Origin of the sequence: Parasphingorhabdus sp., from assembly GCF_036964565.1 — a bacterium.
In the GTDB taxonomy this organism is placed as follows: Bacteria; Pseudomonadota; Alphaproteobacteria; order Sphingomonadales; family Sphingomonadaceae; genus Parasphingorhabdus.
This window is the reverse complement of record NZ_JBALTN010000008.1, coordinates 63,260-79,383: the sequence shown is the minus strand read 5'-3', so window position 1 is coordinate 79,383 and position 16,124 is coordinate 63,260. Positions and strand designations below refer to the sequence as shown.

Here is a 16,124-nt window from a genome sequence, read left to right as displayed (position 1 = left end):
TGAAGAGTCGGTTTTCGAAACTGCTAATAAACATGCTCTAAACCAACCTCCAAATTGTTTGCCGTACCCTATTCGACTGCACTATTCTGGCCTGGCATATTCGTTCGCTCACCAGCAAATGCCGCTTATGAGCGCTGAAAGTCACCCCGCACTCTTGCCTGCAGAGAGCGTGGGTTCATTGGCCGCATTCCCAGCCAGCTTTTTGCTGTCTTGATTAGCAAACCCGTTGAAAAATTTTTCAAATTCAACAGGGAATGGAAATACAATTGTGGAACTGCGTTCTCCAGCGATTTCGCCAAGCGCGCCAAGATAACGCAGTTGCATCGCTTCAGGGTGACCGGATAGCGTTTCTGCAGCTTCCAAAAGCTTTTGCGCTGCCTGCTGTTCTCCTTCAGCATTTATCACTCTTGCCCGGCGCTCACGTTCGGCTTCAGCCTGTTTCGCCATCGCGCGAACCATGGATTCATCTATATCGACATGCTTGATTTCAACATTGGCAACTTTGATGCCCCAGGAGGTTGTTTGGGTGTCGATTATCTCTTGGATATCCTTGTTGAGTTTGTCTCGCTCCGTGAGCATCTCATCAAGCTCATGTTTTCCAAGTACCGATCGCAAGGTGGTTTGTGCGAGCTGGCTGGTTGCATCGATAAATTGCTCCACCTGAATTATCGCGCGTTCAGGATCAACAACCTTAAAATATATGACAGCATTGACATGAACCGACACATTATCGCGTGAAATAAGATCTTGCGTTGGTACATCAAGGACGATGGTTCGTAAATCCACGCGGGAAAGAGTTTGAACAAAGGGAATAATAAAAATCAGACCGGGGCCTTTGACTCCTGTGAAGCGGCCTAGCGTGAAGACGACCACGCGCTCATATTCGACCACAATGCGGATAGCGCTAGCGCCAACTGCAAGCAGGATGAACAGCAAAGCGGAAAACGTAATAAGATTGTCTGTCATGGTTTTCTCCTGATCTTCTTTGGAGTAATCAGCGCCGGGTGATGATCGATATCAACCGGTTTATTGTTAAGGACGCACTGCGGCGCTTAATGTTACAGTTGATCAGAACTCGCCAGACGGTTTGAAGCCAAAAAAAGGCTACTACGACGCAGCTGGGCTTTGAGGAGTGGGGCGACCGCTGGGGAAGGCAGTGCGCGATCGCCCCTAAAGATACGGTTGTCGGAATTGTTGGCCAACATCCCGCCAACCGATCTCTATATTTGTGCCAATGCCGTTTTTATTCGCTCATCTCGCCATTTTAAGGATCTGAATATAACGGCGCTGGGCCGTTGGCAAAAGTTGTGGGAGATCCAATGAATATATTCTGACATTCTGTGCTACAGAAGAAATAAGTCCAGCCCTCATATTCTTCAGCGGCGACCGCTTTTTCCAACGTAAATTTGCGTTTGCAGACCGGGTCTTCAACGGTGATATCCATCAGCTGACCTTTTCAAGGAGTGCAGCGATATTGCGGTGTGGGAAACAAGATATCATGATAATTCTCTCCCATTTTGGTAGGCACCAACAAGTTCGGCCACGTGACGTGCAATCATTAATTCTTCATCCGCCGAACTGATCTCCACGGTAACTGAGCCATGTTTTGGAGATAGCAGTGGCTTATTGGCTTTATTTTTTTTCGGATCGATTATGGTTCCAAAGCATTCCTCCAATGGTTTGCAGATCTGGTACCGTATTTCTGGAGAATGTTCACCAATTCCGCCGGTAAAAATCAAACGATCAATGCCGCCCATGGCGGCTACCAATGCGCCGAAGTGACGGCGCACTTGATAGCAAAAAAAAGCTATAGCTTCTTCGGCAGATTTACCGGCATTGGTTGCAACAAGAATTTGGGCATCACCGCTTGTTCCTGATTGTCCAAGCAAACCCGATCTGTTGTTTAGCAGATCGGCCAGTTCATCGGACGTCCAGCCCTCTTCCTTTAAGAGATAAAGGATAAGTCCAGGGTCAATATCGCCGCTTCTGGTGGCCATTGGAAGACCTGATAACGGGCTAAAGCCCATGGATGTATCTATCGTCCGCCGGCCATGCACTGCCGCCATACTGGCGCCCGCACCAAGATGGGCGACCACAATACGGTCCTTCAGAGCTGCTGCTCCTTCTCGCCGCTCTAGTTGGTAGAGCGTAGATTCATAGGAAAGGCCATGGAAGCCGTACCGGCGAATAACACCGTCGTCCATATTTAGCGGCAGACCAGTTCGTGCTGCATTTTCCGGCATGTTGGAGTGAAAAGCAGTATCAAAGCACGCAAATTGTTCTGCGCGGGGTAGCCGTGTTCGAACCGCTGCAATAGCAGCAAGATTTGCAGGTAGATGCAGAGGAGCTAGCGGTATTAGGCGCTCCAGTTCAGCTTCGATAACTGAATCCAATGCGAGAGGCGAAACAAAATCTGGACCGCCATGTACTATTCGATGACCAACAAGCGATATTTTCCAAAGTTCTGCGTAATTTTCCAGCTGATTGAGAATATTTTCAATGGCTGAGCCATGGTTTTTGCACGAACTTTTTGCATACCAAAGGGATGTGCTGTCGGCCAATCGCGCGGATGAATGGCCCTGTGCCTTTCCAATTTCCGTGACCTTCCCGCGCAATACCGGTTCGATGTTATTACCCAAACGAAAGACTGCAAATTTGACGCTTGATGAACCACAATTGATCGTCAACAGATGCGGCAGGGGGCTAGGCCGGGTTTGTTGTTGTCCTTCCGCGTAGGGCGCTTTTTTGCGAATAGTTTTTATCATCTTTCCCTTTGCTCCTGCACGACCCGCTAATCGCAAGGTCTTCCCGGGAGATTGGCAATCTCCGGAAATTATAGGTGTGACAGGTTTGTGGCGCGCGATATCTGCCGGAAAGCGCTATACGCTTCGGACCAGAGAAGCCGGCCACGCTTGGATCACAAGACCCTTCAACCGGCGATTAGCTCTTAGAACAGCACGATTTTGAACTAACCTCGGGCTTATCTTCCATAACTTGTTCCTTACCGGAACAGCAGCACCCTTTGCTCTGGGGTTCGACCGGATCGGTAGGTTTAATAATGGGTTTGAGTATTTTTCTCGGCGCGGAGGTTTTGGGATCAGTTGTTATATTGTTCATGGCTTTTCTCCTTTGCAAGTCTTTCAAACAGTTTGATTTGTTCGATCAGCGCCAAAATAATTGGTGTCGTTAGTAATTAGGACGCACATGGAGCCATCGCGTTACACAGCCGAGGAAGAAGTCAGGCTGTTTCCATGCTCGGCTTCTTCCCCTCTAATGCGCCTCAGTTATCGTGGCTATTTTTCAGGGTCCATCATAAGTTCCTGCTGTAGCATCAGTCGCTCCATCATTTGATGCATCATGCCCATATGCTGCTTCATCTTCTGCATATGTGCCGGGTCCATAGCCATAGGTCCTTTGCCCTGCGCCATCATGCCGCCTTCGCTCATTTTAGCTTTCATGGAAGCCATATGGGCCTTCATTTGGGCCATATTCTCTGACATCAGCTTATTGCGTTCAGCCGGTGTTTTTGCCGTTGCAGCCTTGTCTTTCATCATTTGCATTTGTGCGCCATCTTTTGACATTGGCATGTCATGTTTATGTGCAGGTGCTTGCGGTGTCTGGGGCGCTGCATAGGCAGCGGAACTTGCCAGCAAGGCGAAGGCCGCGATTGAAATAATAGTGGGGGATTTCATGTCTATTTTCCTTTTTTACGTTGTGGTTAGAATGACGGGTTTGGTCGTGAAACGTTACACTTGGATAGTCAGTTGTTGGATCATGGACGCGGTGCTCATCGGCGGCTACCGCCCCGCCGCTCCATGTACCCGGGCACTCGCCCGCTCCCACGGCCAGCAGCCATCCAGCTCCACATCAATAGAGAAGCTCAGAAAGGTCCGGATAGTGACAAGGGCACCAAGAACTGCGATGTTCGTCAGCGATGGTTCGAGCACAAGAGAACGCAGGATGTCCGCAGCTACTAAAAGCTCAAGCGCAATCAATGTGCTGCGGCCAAGTTCACGGCGGAACGAAGTATAACGATCTTCCATATTGTGACGAACAACTGAGGCAATTGCCTTCACTACGCTCCAGACAAACCCGCCCGCGATCACGGCCAGCGCCGCCATCTCAAGGCCTATGATGGTCCAGGTGACCAAGTCGTCAATAGCAATCCCGATCATGTCATATCCTGTCCAATAATCAGCCTGCCGCTGATGAAAACGATCCAGCAATCGGGTGTCATTTGATTGCCTTCGTGATTTGGCGTAGGCGCAGGCATGTGGCTTCGGTGACAGCGGTGCCGAACGCTTAAAAATGGCGGGGTTGGTAACGAAGCTGTTACACAGCGCCCGTTGGTAGTTGGGTTAGCCAAAGGGCATCCCGGCACTCATTGCTGGTTTCGCTTGAAGCGCGCTCGCCTGACAAATCGTCTGCAAATCACATTCATGGACACAGCTTGCATGAGCGAGACTAATTTTACGGCCCAAGGCCTTCCGCGAGCGGTGCAATTTCACACGAAGCGTACTTGCTGACAAACCAATGTCTTTCGATATCTTCGTCCGGCCTTCTGCGCATAGATCAGCCCGTTCGATCAATTTTTTATAATTTGGATTAAGCTTGGGTAGATTTTCCTGGATGCATGGAAAGTCTGTTTCAGGTTCCTCCTCTGCCGGCCCCCAGAGCGTCAAGAATGTGGTATATTCGTTTAATTTCCTAGTCTCTTGACTCCGCTTTCTGAAATGATCTGAAAGAACGGAACGCAATATGCTGGAGAGCCATCCGCGAATTTTCTCGCAGTTTTGAAGGTCATCTGCCCGCGTCAAAACTCGGACGAAAAAATCCTGCAAAACATCCTGTGCATCTTGTTCATTCCGGATGTGTCGAAGGAGAAAATGATAGATACGATCTTTGGATTCCACCAGCGCCTCGTTCACTAATCTTCGATTTTTCGAAATGGAACTCGTGATCTGGGTAGACATGTTTATTCCTCCTCAATTGCAGTCAATTTCTTGGTGTCTGTTCGCCTTAAAATTAGTGTTTCTATTGATTTATACGCTTGGGAGATGCCGCCCCCTCAAAAAAAACGGCTGATTACGTATAATTACTGAGGGGTGAAGCGCAGTGGGCCGTATGAGTAAATGGTAGAAAGCGAAGAATATTAGCCGACGTAAACTCGTCAGGATGCAAACATCTTGATTGCGGTTTCTCGCAGCTGAAGGAGAGAATCTATGTGTTTGTCAGCAGAAGTCAGTTTTGGTGCGGCCGCCCTCCTCATCCCAGCGGGGGCGCTTTGCATCCATCGGGCTTACAGAACGGACAAAAGTTACTTGCCAATTGCGGCTTTGCCGCTGCTTTTCGGACTCCAACAATTTTCAGAAGGAATTGTTTGGGTTGCTGGCGCGCAAAATAATATTGCGCTTATTACGCAGGCATCGCTGGTCTATATGTTTTTCTCTTGGCTCGCATGGCCAGTCTGGATCCCGGTTTCGACCTATTTCCTGGAACCTGCTCGGCGCAAACCGCTTTATCTGGGCTTTGCTATATTGGGCGCAATGCTGGGCGGGCTGCAATATTTTCCATATTTTGCTCATCAAGGATGGCTGGAAACGAAGTTCCTCGATCATTTGATTGTGTATCAAGGCAAGGAGTTGCTCGATTTTGTCGCTGGCCGAGAGATTACCTATTTGATCTATGTAACAGTCGTGATTGGCCCGCTTTTATTGTCCTCTATTCGTGATGTCCGTATCTTTGGAGCACTCGCAGCCCTGGTTCTAGCAGTCACATTCATATTTTTCTCCTATGCCTATGTGTCGGTATTTTGCTTTGGTGGCGCGTTGATGTCGGCTTATCTTGTCTGGATGATATTCCGCGGCCGCGAGCGTCCCGGCTTGGCCGAGAATTTAGCGCACGGAGATTCCCAGGACAGCAATATTGTTGATAAAGTACCAATATAATCAGGAGCTGTTGATCTCTGCGATTGGCTCCAGCTCTAGCTTGCCAGATGTATGGTTTGTTTCACTTTGCGGTTCCATGAAGAATGCCTCGCGTGCGATATGTTATCGTAAAAATTGGTGTTCGATAGGAGCGTGGGTGGTGTTGACCAAAATGCTTCATCAACTCAATAGGCAGCGATTAAGAAAATAGTGTAATATCGTACCGCCGCTCGCGTCCTTGTTTTTGTCCAGCTGATGCCGTGAAATATGTAACGCGGCTGACTTGATCGAAGGGAAAGCAGAATGGTTAAAGATAAAAAAGCGTATCTTGTTGGCGGCGGGATAGGGTCTCTTGCTGCTGCTGCATTCATGATTAGGGATGGCGGCATGCCAGGCGCAAATATAACCATCTTTGAGGCAATGGCTGTTTTAGGAGGAAGCCTAGATGGCGCTGGGGATCCAGAAAAAGGGTATGTAATACGTGGCGGCAGAATGCTCACAACCGATAATTATGAATGCACATGGGAACTTTTCAAAACGATTCCCTCAATTCAAGATCCGGACGTATCGGTCTATGATGAAACTATCGCCTTCAACTTGCGGATGAAAGCGCATTCCAAGGCACGACTGGTCGATCATAATCGCTCGATTTTGGATGTCAGTTCCATGGGCTTTAGCATGTCAGACCGGATGGAGCTGCTAAAACTGACGCAAGCAAGCGAAGAAACGCTCGGGACCAGCATTATAACAGACTGGCTTTCCCCGGCGTTTTTTACGACCAATTTCTGGCAGATGTGGCAGACGACTTTTGCTTTTCAACCTTGGCATAGCGCTGTTGAATTTCGGCGGTACCTCCATAGGTTTATGAAAGAATTTTCAAGAATTGAAACGCTCGCGGGCGTGAAGCGCACCGAATATAATCAATATGACTCACTCGTCCTCCCGCTTTTAAATTGGCTTGAGGCAAAAGATGTGCGGTTTCTTCACGACACTATGGTGACAGACGTCTCGCTCAAAACTGACAAATCCATGATCACAGTTACTGATATCAAGCTAAATCAAGACGGCGCGGAGAAATCCATCGCGGTCAATGAAAATGACATCGTCATCTTCCAAAATGGCTCAATGACCGATGCCTCCAGCCTTGGCTCGATGACAAGCGCTCCCGATAAACTAACAAAAGCCGATAGTGGCGGCTGGGCCCTTTGGGAAAAACTGGCCGAAGGCCGACCGGATTTTGGCAATCCTGCGGCATTTAATTCGAGTATTCCGGAGTCCTATTGGGCTTCCTTTACCGTGACGCTGAAAGACCCATCATTTTTTGATCAGATGGAGGCTTTTTCTGGCAATAAGGCTGGCACCGGTGGTTTGGTTACGTTCAAGGACTCCAATTGGCTTATGTCAGTTGTGTTGGCCCATCAGCCACATTTCATCAATCAGCCGAATAATATTCAGGTGTTTTGGGGTTATGCATTGCACCCTGATCGGATAGGCGATTTTGTAGCGAAACCCATGTCCGAGTGTACCGGAGAAGATATACTTCGGGAACTTTGCGGTCATCTCAACTTTGATATGAATACGACTTTCCAAAACGCAAACTGTATTCCGTGCCGGATGCCCTATATTACCAGCATGTTTATGCCGCGGGCGTTGACCGATCGTCCGCTCCCAGTCCCGAAAATATCCAGCAACCTCGGATTTGTAAGCCAGTTTGTAGAAGTACCTGAAGATGTAGTTTTTACAGTTGAATATTCTATCCGAGCTGCCCAGATGGCCGTGTACCAACTCATGGATATAGAGATGGAAATCCCGCCAATCCGCCACCACGATAAATCTCTGAAGGTCAATATTGATGCCGTAATCAAGTCCTTCAAATAGGGCCGGATATCCAGGATTGCCTGGTTAAACTCTGATATGCATTGAACATTCCAAACCAGTCCTGTTTGTGGGCAGTAATTCAGTCCAAAATTGCTTGACCTATAAACTAAGATCATTGGGATGATTGCCTTTATTCAACCGCTGTAGGAATGAGCCAAATCATTGGGCATCTTAACCAGCTGGCTAGCTTCGGAAAGCCTCTAGGCCTTCAACTTCATTGGATCGGCGCAGACGGACTGTAATGAAACGCATTTCTTCGCGTCCTTCATAGTATTGTTCGAAGAATGTTTCCGCAGCCGCTGCTTCGCAGCTGCATGTCCGCAGTCTATAAGGAAATGGCTCAATATGTATCCATTAGCCCATCATGTCGTCGTTCCACTACGCTCTAGCCGACGCTCAGGTCCAAAAAGCCATTCGCGAGGCTCATCCAAGACGGCCTTCATTTGCAGTTTACCATTCCTGTTGGCAGGTTTGGTTATCAATTCTGCATCTGCCGCTGCGCAAGTGAACGTCTATGACTCCGAAGAATTATCGGTTGATGTTGCCATTGATGCCTCTTCGGTGTTGTTTGTTCAGAGCAATTCCTGGTTTGGCGAGCCCGAAGCCAATATTGGTGTTGATAGCAAAAACTGGGCGGAATTTGCGATCGAACCGCAAATATACTTCAAAGTGAAAGATATTTTTGGAGGAGAGCTGTCTGCTGCGGCTTCCGTGGTCAGCACAAAAACCTATGGGGAAAGTGCGGACGGTTTCGCCGCAGGCCTCAACGATCCGGGTAAGACAACATTGGAGAAGCTCTATGTTGGATGGAAAACTGAATTGGGCGTCGATGACTTTATCGAGGTGATCGGCGGCGATTTTGACTATCAGATTGGTACCGGATTTCTGGTCAAGGATGGGGGGCGCGACGGCGGCGATCGAGGCGGTTTTTATCTCGGCGCGCGGAGTGCTTCCAGAAACAGTGCATTGGTGCGGGTGAAATATGATAACCTGCAGGTAGAGGGTTTTTATCTCGGCAACAATCCTGGCCGTGGCGGAATTAAGGCCCATGTCGGAGGGGTTAATGCTGAATATAGCATCCCGGACCGTTTCTCGATTGGCGCGACATACATCCAGGTGGCTCACTTTGATGACCCTCTTTTAGCAAACACAGCTGAAAACCTGAAGACTTATGACGTTCGCGGTTCTGTCAATGTCAACGATCAACTCAAGCTGTCCGGTGAATATGCGAAGCAGCGCGGCGCCGCTTTTTACCGCGGCCAGGGTTGGTATCTACAGACTGATTATACGGTCGATAGTCTGCCGTTCACGCCGACAATTACATATCGCTATGCGGTTGTTAGCGGCGATGACCCCAACACCCCTCAGAACGAAGAATTTATTCCGCTGGCATATGGCTTCACCGATTATGGCCAATGGTATCAGGGCGAAATTGCCGGGAATTGGATATTCGGAAACTCAAATCAGAAAACTCACATGATAAAGGGCTCTGCGGCGTTAAGTGACAAGGTTTCGCTGACTGGATCATGGCTGAATTTCACACTGGACGAACCTGAAAAACTAGGTGTCACAGACAGCGCTTTTGGTAACGAATTTGACCTTTGGCTCGATTGGCAAGCCTCAGAACGATTGTTCCTGTCGGCTGCTGCTGCGGTGCTGGTGCCACAAGACGGGGCCAAGCAATTTACTGGCGGCAGCAAAACATGGGCTCATTTCATGCTCTATGCGAGTGTTTCATTTTAAAAAAATAGGCGGCTTCAACATGACCGACAAGACCGATAGAGCTCCGACAAAAACCAGATCTTTCAAATTCCCAACCGCATATACGATCCTCTTCGCCCTGATTGCCCTTGCCGCAGCTGCAAGTTGGGTCGTTCCAGCGGGCCAGTATGACCGAATTGAAAGCGTTGAACTGGGACAGGAGGTTCCGGTTCCCGGTTCCTACAAGCCTGTTGAGGCCAACCCCCAAGGCGTCGTTGATGTTTTTCTAGCCCCAATTGGAGGCTTTTACGATTCTGATACCGGGAAAGCCCGTGCGATTGATGTCGCCCTATTCGTGCTAATAATCGGTGGATTTCTAGGCGTCGTGAACAGCACAGGGGCAATTGAGAAAGGCATTGCACGAGCCATGCAGCGACTAAAGGGGCATGAAATTTTGATGATCCCCATATTGATGGCGCTGTTTGCTGTAGGGGGCACGACGATTGGGATGGCTGAAGAGACGCTCGCATTTTATGCGCTGCTTATCCCGGTGCTGATTGCTGCGGGCTATGACAAGGTCGTTGCGGTTGCTGTGATATTGTTGGGTGCCGGCATTGGCGTTCTGGGCTCAACCATCAACCCATTTGCCACCGTGATTGCATCCAATGCCGCTGGTATTCCGTTCACAGATGGCTTGGCCTTGCGAGCCATATTGCTTGTCCTAGGTTGGACAGCGTGTGTGGCCTATGTCATGCGCTATGCTGCCCGTGTCAAAAAGGATCCGTCAAAATCGATTCTGGCAGACTTGGCTTCGCCAGTTGATACGCCTTCAACAGACGAAGTGACGGAAACCGACAGCGACAATCTGTCGTGGTCTCAATTCGCTGTTTTGGGCATCTTCATATTAACATTCGCTGTGATGATCTGGGGTGTATCCTCCCAAGGTTGGTGGATGGACAAAATGTCTGCCCTGTTTCTGTTCGCTGCCATTGTTGTGGCTTTGGTCACCTGGATGGGTGAAGAAAAATTCACCGGATCGTTCGTCAGCGGCGCCCGCGATTTATTAGGTGTGGCGCTTATCATCGGCATCGCCCGGGGCATTGTTGTGATCATGGACGCCGGAAAGATAACTGACACGATATTATTCGCTGGCGCGGACCTTCTCAGCGGCCTTTCCCCCGTGGGCTTTGTGAATGTGTCGTTTGGGATAGAATTGGTTTTATCCTTTTTTGTTCCGTCATCCTCAGGTCTCGCGGTGCTTACAATGCCCATTATGGCTCCTCTGGCAGACTTTGCCCAAGTTGATCGCTCATTAGTGGTGACAGCGTATCAATCGGCCAATGGCCTTGTAAATCTTATCAATCCAACCTTTGCAGTTGTTATGGGCGCGCTGGCCATTGGCGGGGTCCCCTACAACCGGTGGCTTCGTTTTATGTGGCCGCTTTTGGTTCTGCTAACTGTACTCATCATGGCAGGGCTCAGCATTTCCGTGATAGCCGCTTGATGTTGGTCCATTCTGGACAAACAGATGCCGTCAGTTGGTTTTCTGAAGACTTTGAGAACGGCTTTACGAGTTTCGCGGTACTTTCTGATTCTCAAACGAATAGTTTTAGGATTGAATTTTTGCATTTTCAAAAAACGAAAAAAGGAAATTAGTCATGACCGGATTTGGTGTTCACTCAGAGATTGGTAAGCTTCGTAAGGTGATAACCTGCCAACCAGGTTTAGCGCATTCGCGGCTAACCCCGGAAAATGCTGAAAGGCTGCTGTATGATGATGTATTGTGGGTTCAAAAAGCGCGAACCGATCACGCCGATTTCAGAATGAAAATGACTGATAGAGGCGTCGAAGTCTACGAATTCAGCGAGCTTTTACGGGATATATTGAAGAAGGTTGAGGCGCGCGCGTGGGTCCTTGATCGTCGCATTACAGAGGATCAGGTGGGAATAGGTCTGATTGGCGAACTTCGGGCTTGGTTGAACGAGCTTGCCGCTGATCAGCTGGCCCAGTTTCTAATTGGAGGCATCGCTGTTCATGATGTTCCTTTTGCAGTGCACGGTATGTTCGGAAGCTATTTGGGCGTTGACGGATTCATAATACCGCCCTTGCCAAATACGCAATTTCCGCGCGACAATAGCTGCTGGATAGGAAAGGGATTGACTCTGAATCCAATGTATTGGCCAGCCCGCCGACCCGAAACCCTTTTGGTCGCAGCGGTTTATCGTTTTCATCCAGCTTTTTCAGAGGGAGACTTTAAAATATGGTGGGGAGACCCTGACACCGACCACGGTCCGGCAACTCTTGAGGGAGGTGATGTCATGCCTTGGGGTGACGGAACGGTTCTTATTGGAATGGGCGAGAGGACATCCCCACAAGCAGTCGGGCAAGTTGCGCGTTCCTTATTTCAAAATGATGTCGCTACACGCGTTGTTGCCTGCCAGATGCCGCGATCGCGCAGTTCAATGCATTTGGACACTGTTTTTACCCATTGCGACAGAGACGTCGCGACTGCCTTTGTTGAAGTCTGCGATCAGATTCAATGCTACAGTTTGAGGCCTGGCGACAAGCCGAATGAAATCGATTTCAGGACAGAAGATAAGCATCTCTTCGAAATCGCCGCCGAAGCCCTTGGCATTAAAAAGCTAAATATCGTGCAAACTGGAGGCGATGCCTATCAGCAAGAGCGAGAACAATGGGACGACGGTAACAATGTAGTGGCAATCGAGCCAGGGGTCGTCATCGCTTACGACCGAAACACTTCGACCAATACTTTGCTTCGCAAAGCAGGCGTCGAAGTTATCACGGTGAAAGGTTCTGAACTTGGCCGCGGCCGCGGCGGCGGACATTGCATGACCTGTCCGGTTTGGCGCGACCCAGTAGAATTTTGAACAGGTTGATCACTTAACTCCATTTTGAGGACACTATAAATGCCATATAATTTAGCAGGTCGCAGCTTCCTGAAGTTGCTCGATTTTGACGAAAAAGCAGTCCAGTATTTGCTGGATTTGGCACGCGATCTGAAGCGTGCGAAATATGCGGGGACTGAGCATCAACATCTCAAGGGTAAGAATGTATGCCTAATTTTCGAAAAGAGTTCGACAAGGACAATGTGCGCATTTGAAGTTGCTTTGATGGATCAGGGCGCCGGATATACCTATCTCGGGCCATCAGGTTCTCACATCGGCCATAAGGAAACAATGAAGGACACCGCCCGTGTGCTGGGCCGCATGTATGATGCGATAGAATATCGCGGCTTTGGTCAAGATACAGTAGAAGTGCTTGCCAAATTTGCCGGTGTACCAGTGTATAACGGATTGACTGATGAGTTTCATCCAACCCAGATGCTTGCCGACCTCATGACGATGCTAGAGCATGGAGGTAAGCCGTTGAATCAAATTTCCTATGCGTTTGTCGGAGACGGGCGCAGTAATGTTGGGCATTCGCTCATGATTGCAGGATGCATGATGGGCATGGATGTGCGGATTGGCGCACCGAAAGCGAATTGGCCGACCGACGAATATGTCAAACCGGCACGAGAGTTTGCCGAAAAATCGGGCGCCCGGCTGACTATTACGGAGGATCCGGTTGCGGCCGTTGCGGGTTGTGATTTTGTCAGTACTGACGTCTGGGTCTCAATGGGAGAGGCAGAGGATGTCTGGGCCGAGCGCATCAAGCTGCTCATGCCCTATCAGGTCAATAAAGCTTTGATGGACGCCACCGGCAATCCCGCCGCCAAGTTCATGCATTGCTTGCCCGCTTTTCATAATGATGAGACCGAAATCGGCAAAGACATATTCAAAAAATTCGGGATCACTGAAATGGAGGTTACAGACGAAGTTTTTGAGTCACCTGCAGGCATCCAATTTGATCAGGCTGAAAACCGGCTTCATACCATCAAGGCAATCCTTGTCTCGACGATCGGAGCATAGGTCATGCGCATAGTAGTTGCCCTAGGCGGGAATGCACTGCTCCGGCGAGGACAGGCCCTTACAGCAGAAAATCAACGTGAAAATGTCAGGATTGCCGCCAATGCGCTTGCCCCGATCGCCGCTGAACATGAGCTAGTTATAACTCATGGTAATGGGCCTCAAGTGGGCCTTCTCGCGTTGCAAGGCTCGGCTTACAAGCCTGATGAAGTTTTTCCATTGGACGTGCTTGGCGCGGAAACAGAGGGAATGATTGGCTATATGATTGAGCAGGAGCTGGCCAATCTTATGCCCAACGGCAAGCAATTTGCCACCGTTTTGACGATGATTCAGGTTAATGCGGATGATCCAGCATTTGCAGAACCAACAAAATTTGTTGGCCCTGTATATGCAAAGAGCGAAGCGGACCAGCTTGCTGCTGAGAAAGGTTGGCGGGTAAAGAAGGACGGGAACGGGTGGCGGCGAGTTGTGGCGTCCCCCCGGCCTGTCAGAATCCTCGAGATTGAACCTATTAGCTGGTTGATTGAAAAAGGTGCTATTGTGATATGTGCCGGTGGGGGAGGGATTCCTGCTGTGCAAAATACCGAGGGCAAGCTTGAAGGCGTTGAGGCCGTAATTGATAAAGATTATGCGAGCGAACTTCTGGCAAGGAAGCTCAATGCTGATCTCTATATAATGGCAACCGATGTCGAGGCCGCCTATTCAGATTGGGGCGGGCCGACACAACGCGAAATCCGTCGTGCGACGGTCGATGGAATTGGGGCTTACGATTTCCCTGCTGGCTCAATGGGACCGAAAGTCGATGCAGCTCAGATGTTTGTGAGCGCGACCGGACGAAAGGCGGCCATAGGCGCTCTCAGTAATTTAGCGGCAATTGTTGGAGGATATGCAGGGACAACTATTGCTGCCGATGGCCCTGCACTTGAATGGGGTGACACAGACAAAAAAGGGAAATACTCATGAAGATACTCATAGTTCTGACCTCACATGATACGCTGGGCGAAACGGGCAGAAAAACTGGCTTTTGGCTTGAGGAGTTTGCCGCCCTCTATTATGTTTTTAAGGATGCCGGCGCGGATATTATCCTGGCCTCGCCTAAGGGCGGACAGCCGCCGATTGATCCAGTAAGTGATGAAGAAGATGCACAAACCGCGGCGACCAAGCGATTTAAAGCCGACAAGGATGCGCAAAAAGCACTGGCTGAGACCGAGATCTTGGCTCAGGTCAGCGATACGGGTTTTGACGCCATTTTTTATCCGGGCGGACATGGCCCGTTGTGGGATTTGGTACAAGACGCCGACAGCAAACGCCTGATCGAGAGTTTCGCCGCCAGCGGCCTGCCCATCGGTGCCGTCTGCCATGCGTCCGCTATATTCAAGCACACCAAAAGCGTGGATGGTACACCGCTGGTTATGGGCAAACGTGTTACTGGTTTTAGCAACACAGAAGAGGCGGCTGTTGGCTTGACTGATATCGTACCGTTCCTCGTCGAGGATATGCTTGCTTCAAATGGTGGCCGCTATGAGAAAGGCGACGATTGGGAGTCATTTGTAGTGATCGATGAGAAACTCGTGACCGGCCAGAATCCGGCCTCTTCCGCAGACGCGGCCCATAAGTTGTTGTCGCTGCTGTAAGATAGACAAGCTTGCAAAGTTCACTGCAGCTAATATTTCGATTGTTTCAAAATGCAAAAATGTACTGGAAATCGATCTGGCTTTCCGTCTGGAACTTGCAACCGATTATACAAACGAGACAATTTTTCACAGCAAATGTGTTTGTGTCCACGGTGACTACAGCTCCGGAAAATTATCTGCCAATGTCGGGCATAAAAGTTTTCCATTCCCGTTGGCTCTCCCGGTGTAACGAAAGTTTCGCTGCGGCGTCTTTAGGGCATGAGGGTTGTAACCTCGGTTAATGCCAAAGGTTTTATATGGGTACCGTGCGTTCTATCATATTTTATATAGCATGGGCGCTATGGACCGCCCTGTTTGGATTAGCTATTCCCTTCCTCTGGCTGAGCGGCTCACCTCCCAAAATCATCCGGATGCTTTCAAGGTTCTGGGCGCGCGGTATACTTATTATGCTTTCTGGTATTGTGGGATTAAAATACGTATTATGGAACGGAAAGAGCGGTCCATCAGGGCCTAGCCTGATCATTTCAAACCATCAATCGATGTGGGAAACCCTAGCCGCGTTGGTTTTATTTCCAGATGTCGCAATTGTTGCCAAGCGCGAGCTCCTGCGTATCCCTGTTATGGGCTGGTATTTGCGGCGTTCACCGATGATACTGATCAATCGTGACGCCGCCGCCAATGCTCTACGCCAGATGGTGGATCAAAGCCGGGCAGCTGTAGCCGCGGGGCGCTCCGTGCTCATCTTTCCTGAAGGGACACGCAAGCGCGTCGGTGCGCCCATCGAGTTTAAACGCGGCGTCGAGCTGCTTTACAAGTTGCTTGACGTGCCTTCTATCCCCATGGTTGTAAATTCTGGCTCGTTCTGGGGGATTGGCGGTGGCCCGTTGCGGCCGGGCGTCATCACTGTAGCCTTTGCGGCACCCGTCGATCCCAAACTAAACTCGCGAGATTTCATGAAAACGACCACCGCTTTGATGGAGTCAGAGAAGGCCATCATCGACTATCATTTTGACATCAAATAAGAAACGAGACAGTTAAATAACCAGCAAAACCCAAAT

General features: G+C 49.6%; 15 protein-coding genes. 9 read left to right on the top strand and 6 right to left on the bottom strand.

The window, feature by feature from the left end; all coding sequences use genetic code 11:
- Positions 1 to 141: 141 nt before the first annotated feature.
- The 6 genes from V7650_RS12480 to V7650_RS12460 all read right to left on the bottom strand — a co-directional run bounded on the left by V7650_RS12480 (position 142) and on the right by V7650_RS12460 (position 4,973).
- Positions 142 to 966: a slipin family protein gene (locus V7650_RS12480; RefSeq protein ID WP_335656577.1), complete on the bottom strand. Its 825-nt coding sequence runs from the start codon at positions 964 to 966 to the stop codon at positions 142 to 144.
- A gap of 298 nt (positions 967 to 1,264) precedes the next feature.
- A complete protein-coding gene (locus V7650_RS18225; RefSeq protein ID WP_422343034.1) occupies positions 1,265 to 1,444 on the bottom strand; it encodes a YHS domain-containing protein in 180 nt (59 codons plus the stop codon).
- A 52-nt stretch (positions 1,445 to 1,496) separates the two neighbouring features.
- Positions 1,497 to 2,765 carry an acetate/propionate family kinase gene (locus tag V7650_RS12475; protein ID WP_335656576.1) on the bottom strand — a complete coding sequence of 423 codons (1,269 nt, stop codon included), beginning with the start codon at positions 2,763 to 2,765 and terminating at the stop codon, positions 1,497 to 1,499.
- Positions 2,766 to 3,293: 528 nt separating this feature from the next.
- Positions 3,294 to 3,692: a hypothetical protein gene (locus V7650_RS12470; RefSeq protein WP_335656575.1), complete on the bottom strand. Its 399-nt coding sequence runs from the start codon at positions 3,690 to 3,692 to the stop codon at positions 3,294 to 3,296.
- 105 nt (positions 3,693 to 3,797) lie between these two features.
- Positions 3,798 to 4,226, bottom strand: a complete 429-nt coding sequence (locus tag V7650_RS12465) for a DUF1622 domain-containing protein (protein ID WP_335656574.1) — start codon at positions 4,224 to 4,226, stop codon at positions 3,798 to 3,800.
- A 132-nt stretch (positions 4,227 to 4,358) separates the two neighbouring features.
- A complete protein-coding gene (locus V7650_RS12460) occupies positions 4,359 to 4,973 on the bottom strand; it encodes an RNA polymerase sigma factor (RefSeq protein WP_335656573.1) in 615 nt (204 codons plus the stop codon).
- A 249-nt stretch (positions 4,974 to 5,222) separates the two neighbouring features.
- On the opposite strand from V7650_RS12460, the gene V7650_RS12455 reads away from it, so the two are divergent.
- The 9 genes from V7650_RS12455 (at position 5,223) to V7650_RS12415 (ending at position 16,088) form a co-directional block, all read left to right on the top strand.
- A complete protein-coding gene (locus V7650_RS12455; protein WP_335656572.1) occupies positions 5,223 to 5,948 on the top strand; it encodes a DUF6629 family protein in 726 nt (241 codons plus the stop codon).
- A 282-nt stretch (positions 5,949 to 6,230) separates the two neighbouring features.
- The gene (locus tag V7650_RS12450; protein WP_335656571.1) at positions 6,231 to 7,805 is read left to right on the top strand and encodes an oleate hydratase; all 1,575 of its coding nucleotides are present in this window, start codon (positions 6,231 to 6,233) and stop codon (positions 7,803 to 7,805) included.
- A gap of 345 nt (positions 7,806 to 8,150) precedes the next feature.
- Entirely contained in the window at positions 8,151 to 9,548 is a 1,398-nt protein-coding gene (locus V7650_RS12445) for a hypothetical protein (protein WP_335656570.1), read from the top strand.
- Between the two features lie 19 nt (positions 9,549 to 9,567).
- A complete protein-coding gene (locus V7650_RS12440) occupies positions 9,568 to 11,010 on the top strand; it encodes a YfcC family protein (protein ID WP_335656569.1) in 1,443 nt (480 codons plus the stop codon).
- Between the two features lie 154 nt (positions 11,011 to 11,164).
- Positions 11,165 to 12,394, top strand: coding sequence for an arginine deiminase (locus tag V7650_RS12435; RefSeq protein WP_335656568.1), 1,230 nt, complete (start codon positions 11,165 to 11,167; stop codon positions 12,392 to 12,394).
- Positions 12,395 to 12,433: 39 nt separating this feature from the next.
- The gene (gene argF, locus V7650_RS12430) at positions 12,434 to 13,435 is read left to right on the top strand and encodes an ornithine carbamoyltransferase (RefSeq protein WP_335656567.1); all 1,002 of its coding nucleotides are present in this window, start codon (positions 12,434 to 12,436) and stop codon (positions 13,433 to 13,435) included.
- Positions 13,436 to 13,438: 3 nt separating this feature from the next.
- The gene (arcC, locus tag V7650_RS12425; protein WP_335656566.1) at positions 13,439 to 14,395 is read left to right on the top strand and encodes a carbamate kinase; all 957 of its coding nucleotides are present in this window, start codon (positions 13,439 to 13,441) and stop codon (positions 14,393 to 14,395) included.
- The gene (locus tag V7650_RS12420; protein ID WP_335656565.1) at positions 14,392 to 15,066 is read left to right on the top strand and encodes a type 1 glutamine amidotransferase domain-containing protein; all 675 of its coding nucleotides are present in this window, start codon (positions 14,392 to 14,394) and stop codon (positions 15,064 to 15,066) included. The genes arcC and V7650_RS12420 overlap by 4 nt, the downstream gene beginning before the upstream one ends.
- A 296-nt stretch (positions 15,067 to 15,362) precedes the next feature.
- A complete protein-coding gene (locus tag V7650_RS12415) occupies positions 15,363 to 16,088 on the top strand; it encodes a lysophospholipid acyltransferase family protein (RefSeq protein WP_335656564.1) in 726 nt (241 codons plus the stop codon).
- Positions 16,089 to 16,124 lie beyond the last annotated feature (36 nt).

Excerpts from the sequence above, each read along its gene's own strand:
- V7650_RS18225 (WP_422343034.1), bottom strand. The coding sequence starts at position 1,444 with ATGGATATCACCGTTGAAGACCCGGTCTGCAAACGCAAATTTACGTTG.
- V7650_RS12480 (WP_335656577.1), bottom strand. The coding sequence starts at position 966 with ATGACAGACAATCTTATTACGTTTTCCGCTTTGCTGTTCATCCTGCTT.
- V7650_RS12475 (WP_335656576.1), bottom strand. The coding sequence starts at position 2,765 with ATGATAAAAACTATTCGCAAAAAAGCGCCCTACGCGGAAGGACAACAA.
- V7650_RS12455 (WP_335656572.1), top strand. The coding sequence starts at position 5,223 with ATGTGTTTGTCAGCAGAAGTCAGTTTTGGTGCGGCCGCCCTCCTCATC.
- arcC (WP_335656566.1), top strand. The coding sequence starts at position 13,439 with ATGCGCATAGTAGTTGCCCTAGGCGGGAATGCACTGCTCCGGCGAGGA.
- argF (WP_335656567.1), top strand. The coding sequence starts at position 12,434 with ATGCCATATAATTTAGCAGGTCGCAGCTTCCTGAAGTTGCTCGATTTT.
- V7650_RS12440 (WP_335656569.1), top strand. The coding sequence starts at position 9,568 with ATGACCGACAAGACCGATAGAGCTCCGACAAAAACCAGATCTTTCAAA.
- V7650_RS12415 (WP_335656564.1), top strand. The coding sequence starts at position 15,363 with ATGGGTACCGTGCGTTCTATCATATTTTATATAGCATGGGCGCTATGG.
- V7650_RS12470 (WP_335656575.1), bottom strand. The coding sequence starts at position 3,692 with ATGAAATCCCCCACTATTATTTCAATCGCGGCCTTCGCCTTGCTGGCA.
- V7650_RS12420 (WP_335656565.1), top strand. The coding sequence starts at position 14,392 with ATGAAGATACTCATAGTTCTGACCTCACATGATACGCTGGGCGAAACG.
- V7650_RS12435 (WP_335656568.1), top strand. The coding sequence starts at position 11,165 with ATGACCGGATTTGGTGTTCACTCAGAGATTGGTAAGCTTCGTAAGGTG.
- V7650_RS12460 (WP_335656573.1), bottom strand. The coding sequence starts at position 4,973 with ATGTCTACCCAGATCACGAGTTCCATTTCGAAAAATCGAAGATTAGTG.
- V7650_RS12450 (WP_335656571.1), top strand. The coding sequence starts at position 6,231 with ATGGTTAAAGATAAAAAAGCGTATCTTGTTGGCGGCGGGATAGGGTCT.
- V7650_RS12445 (WP_335656570.1), top strand. The coding sequence starts at position 8,151 with ATGTATCCATTAGCCCATCATGTCGTCGTTCCACTACGCTCTAGCCGA.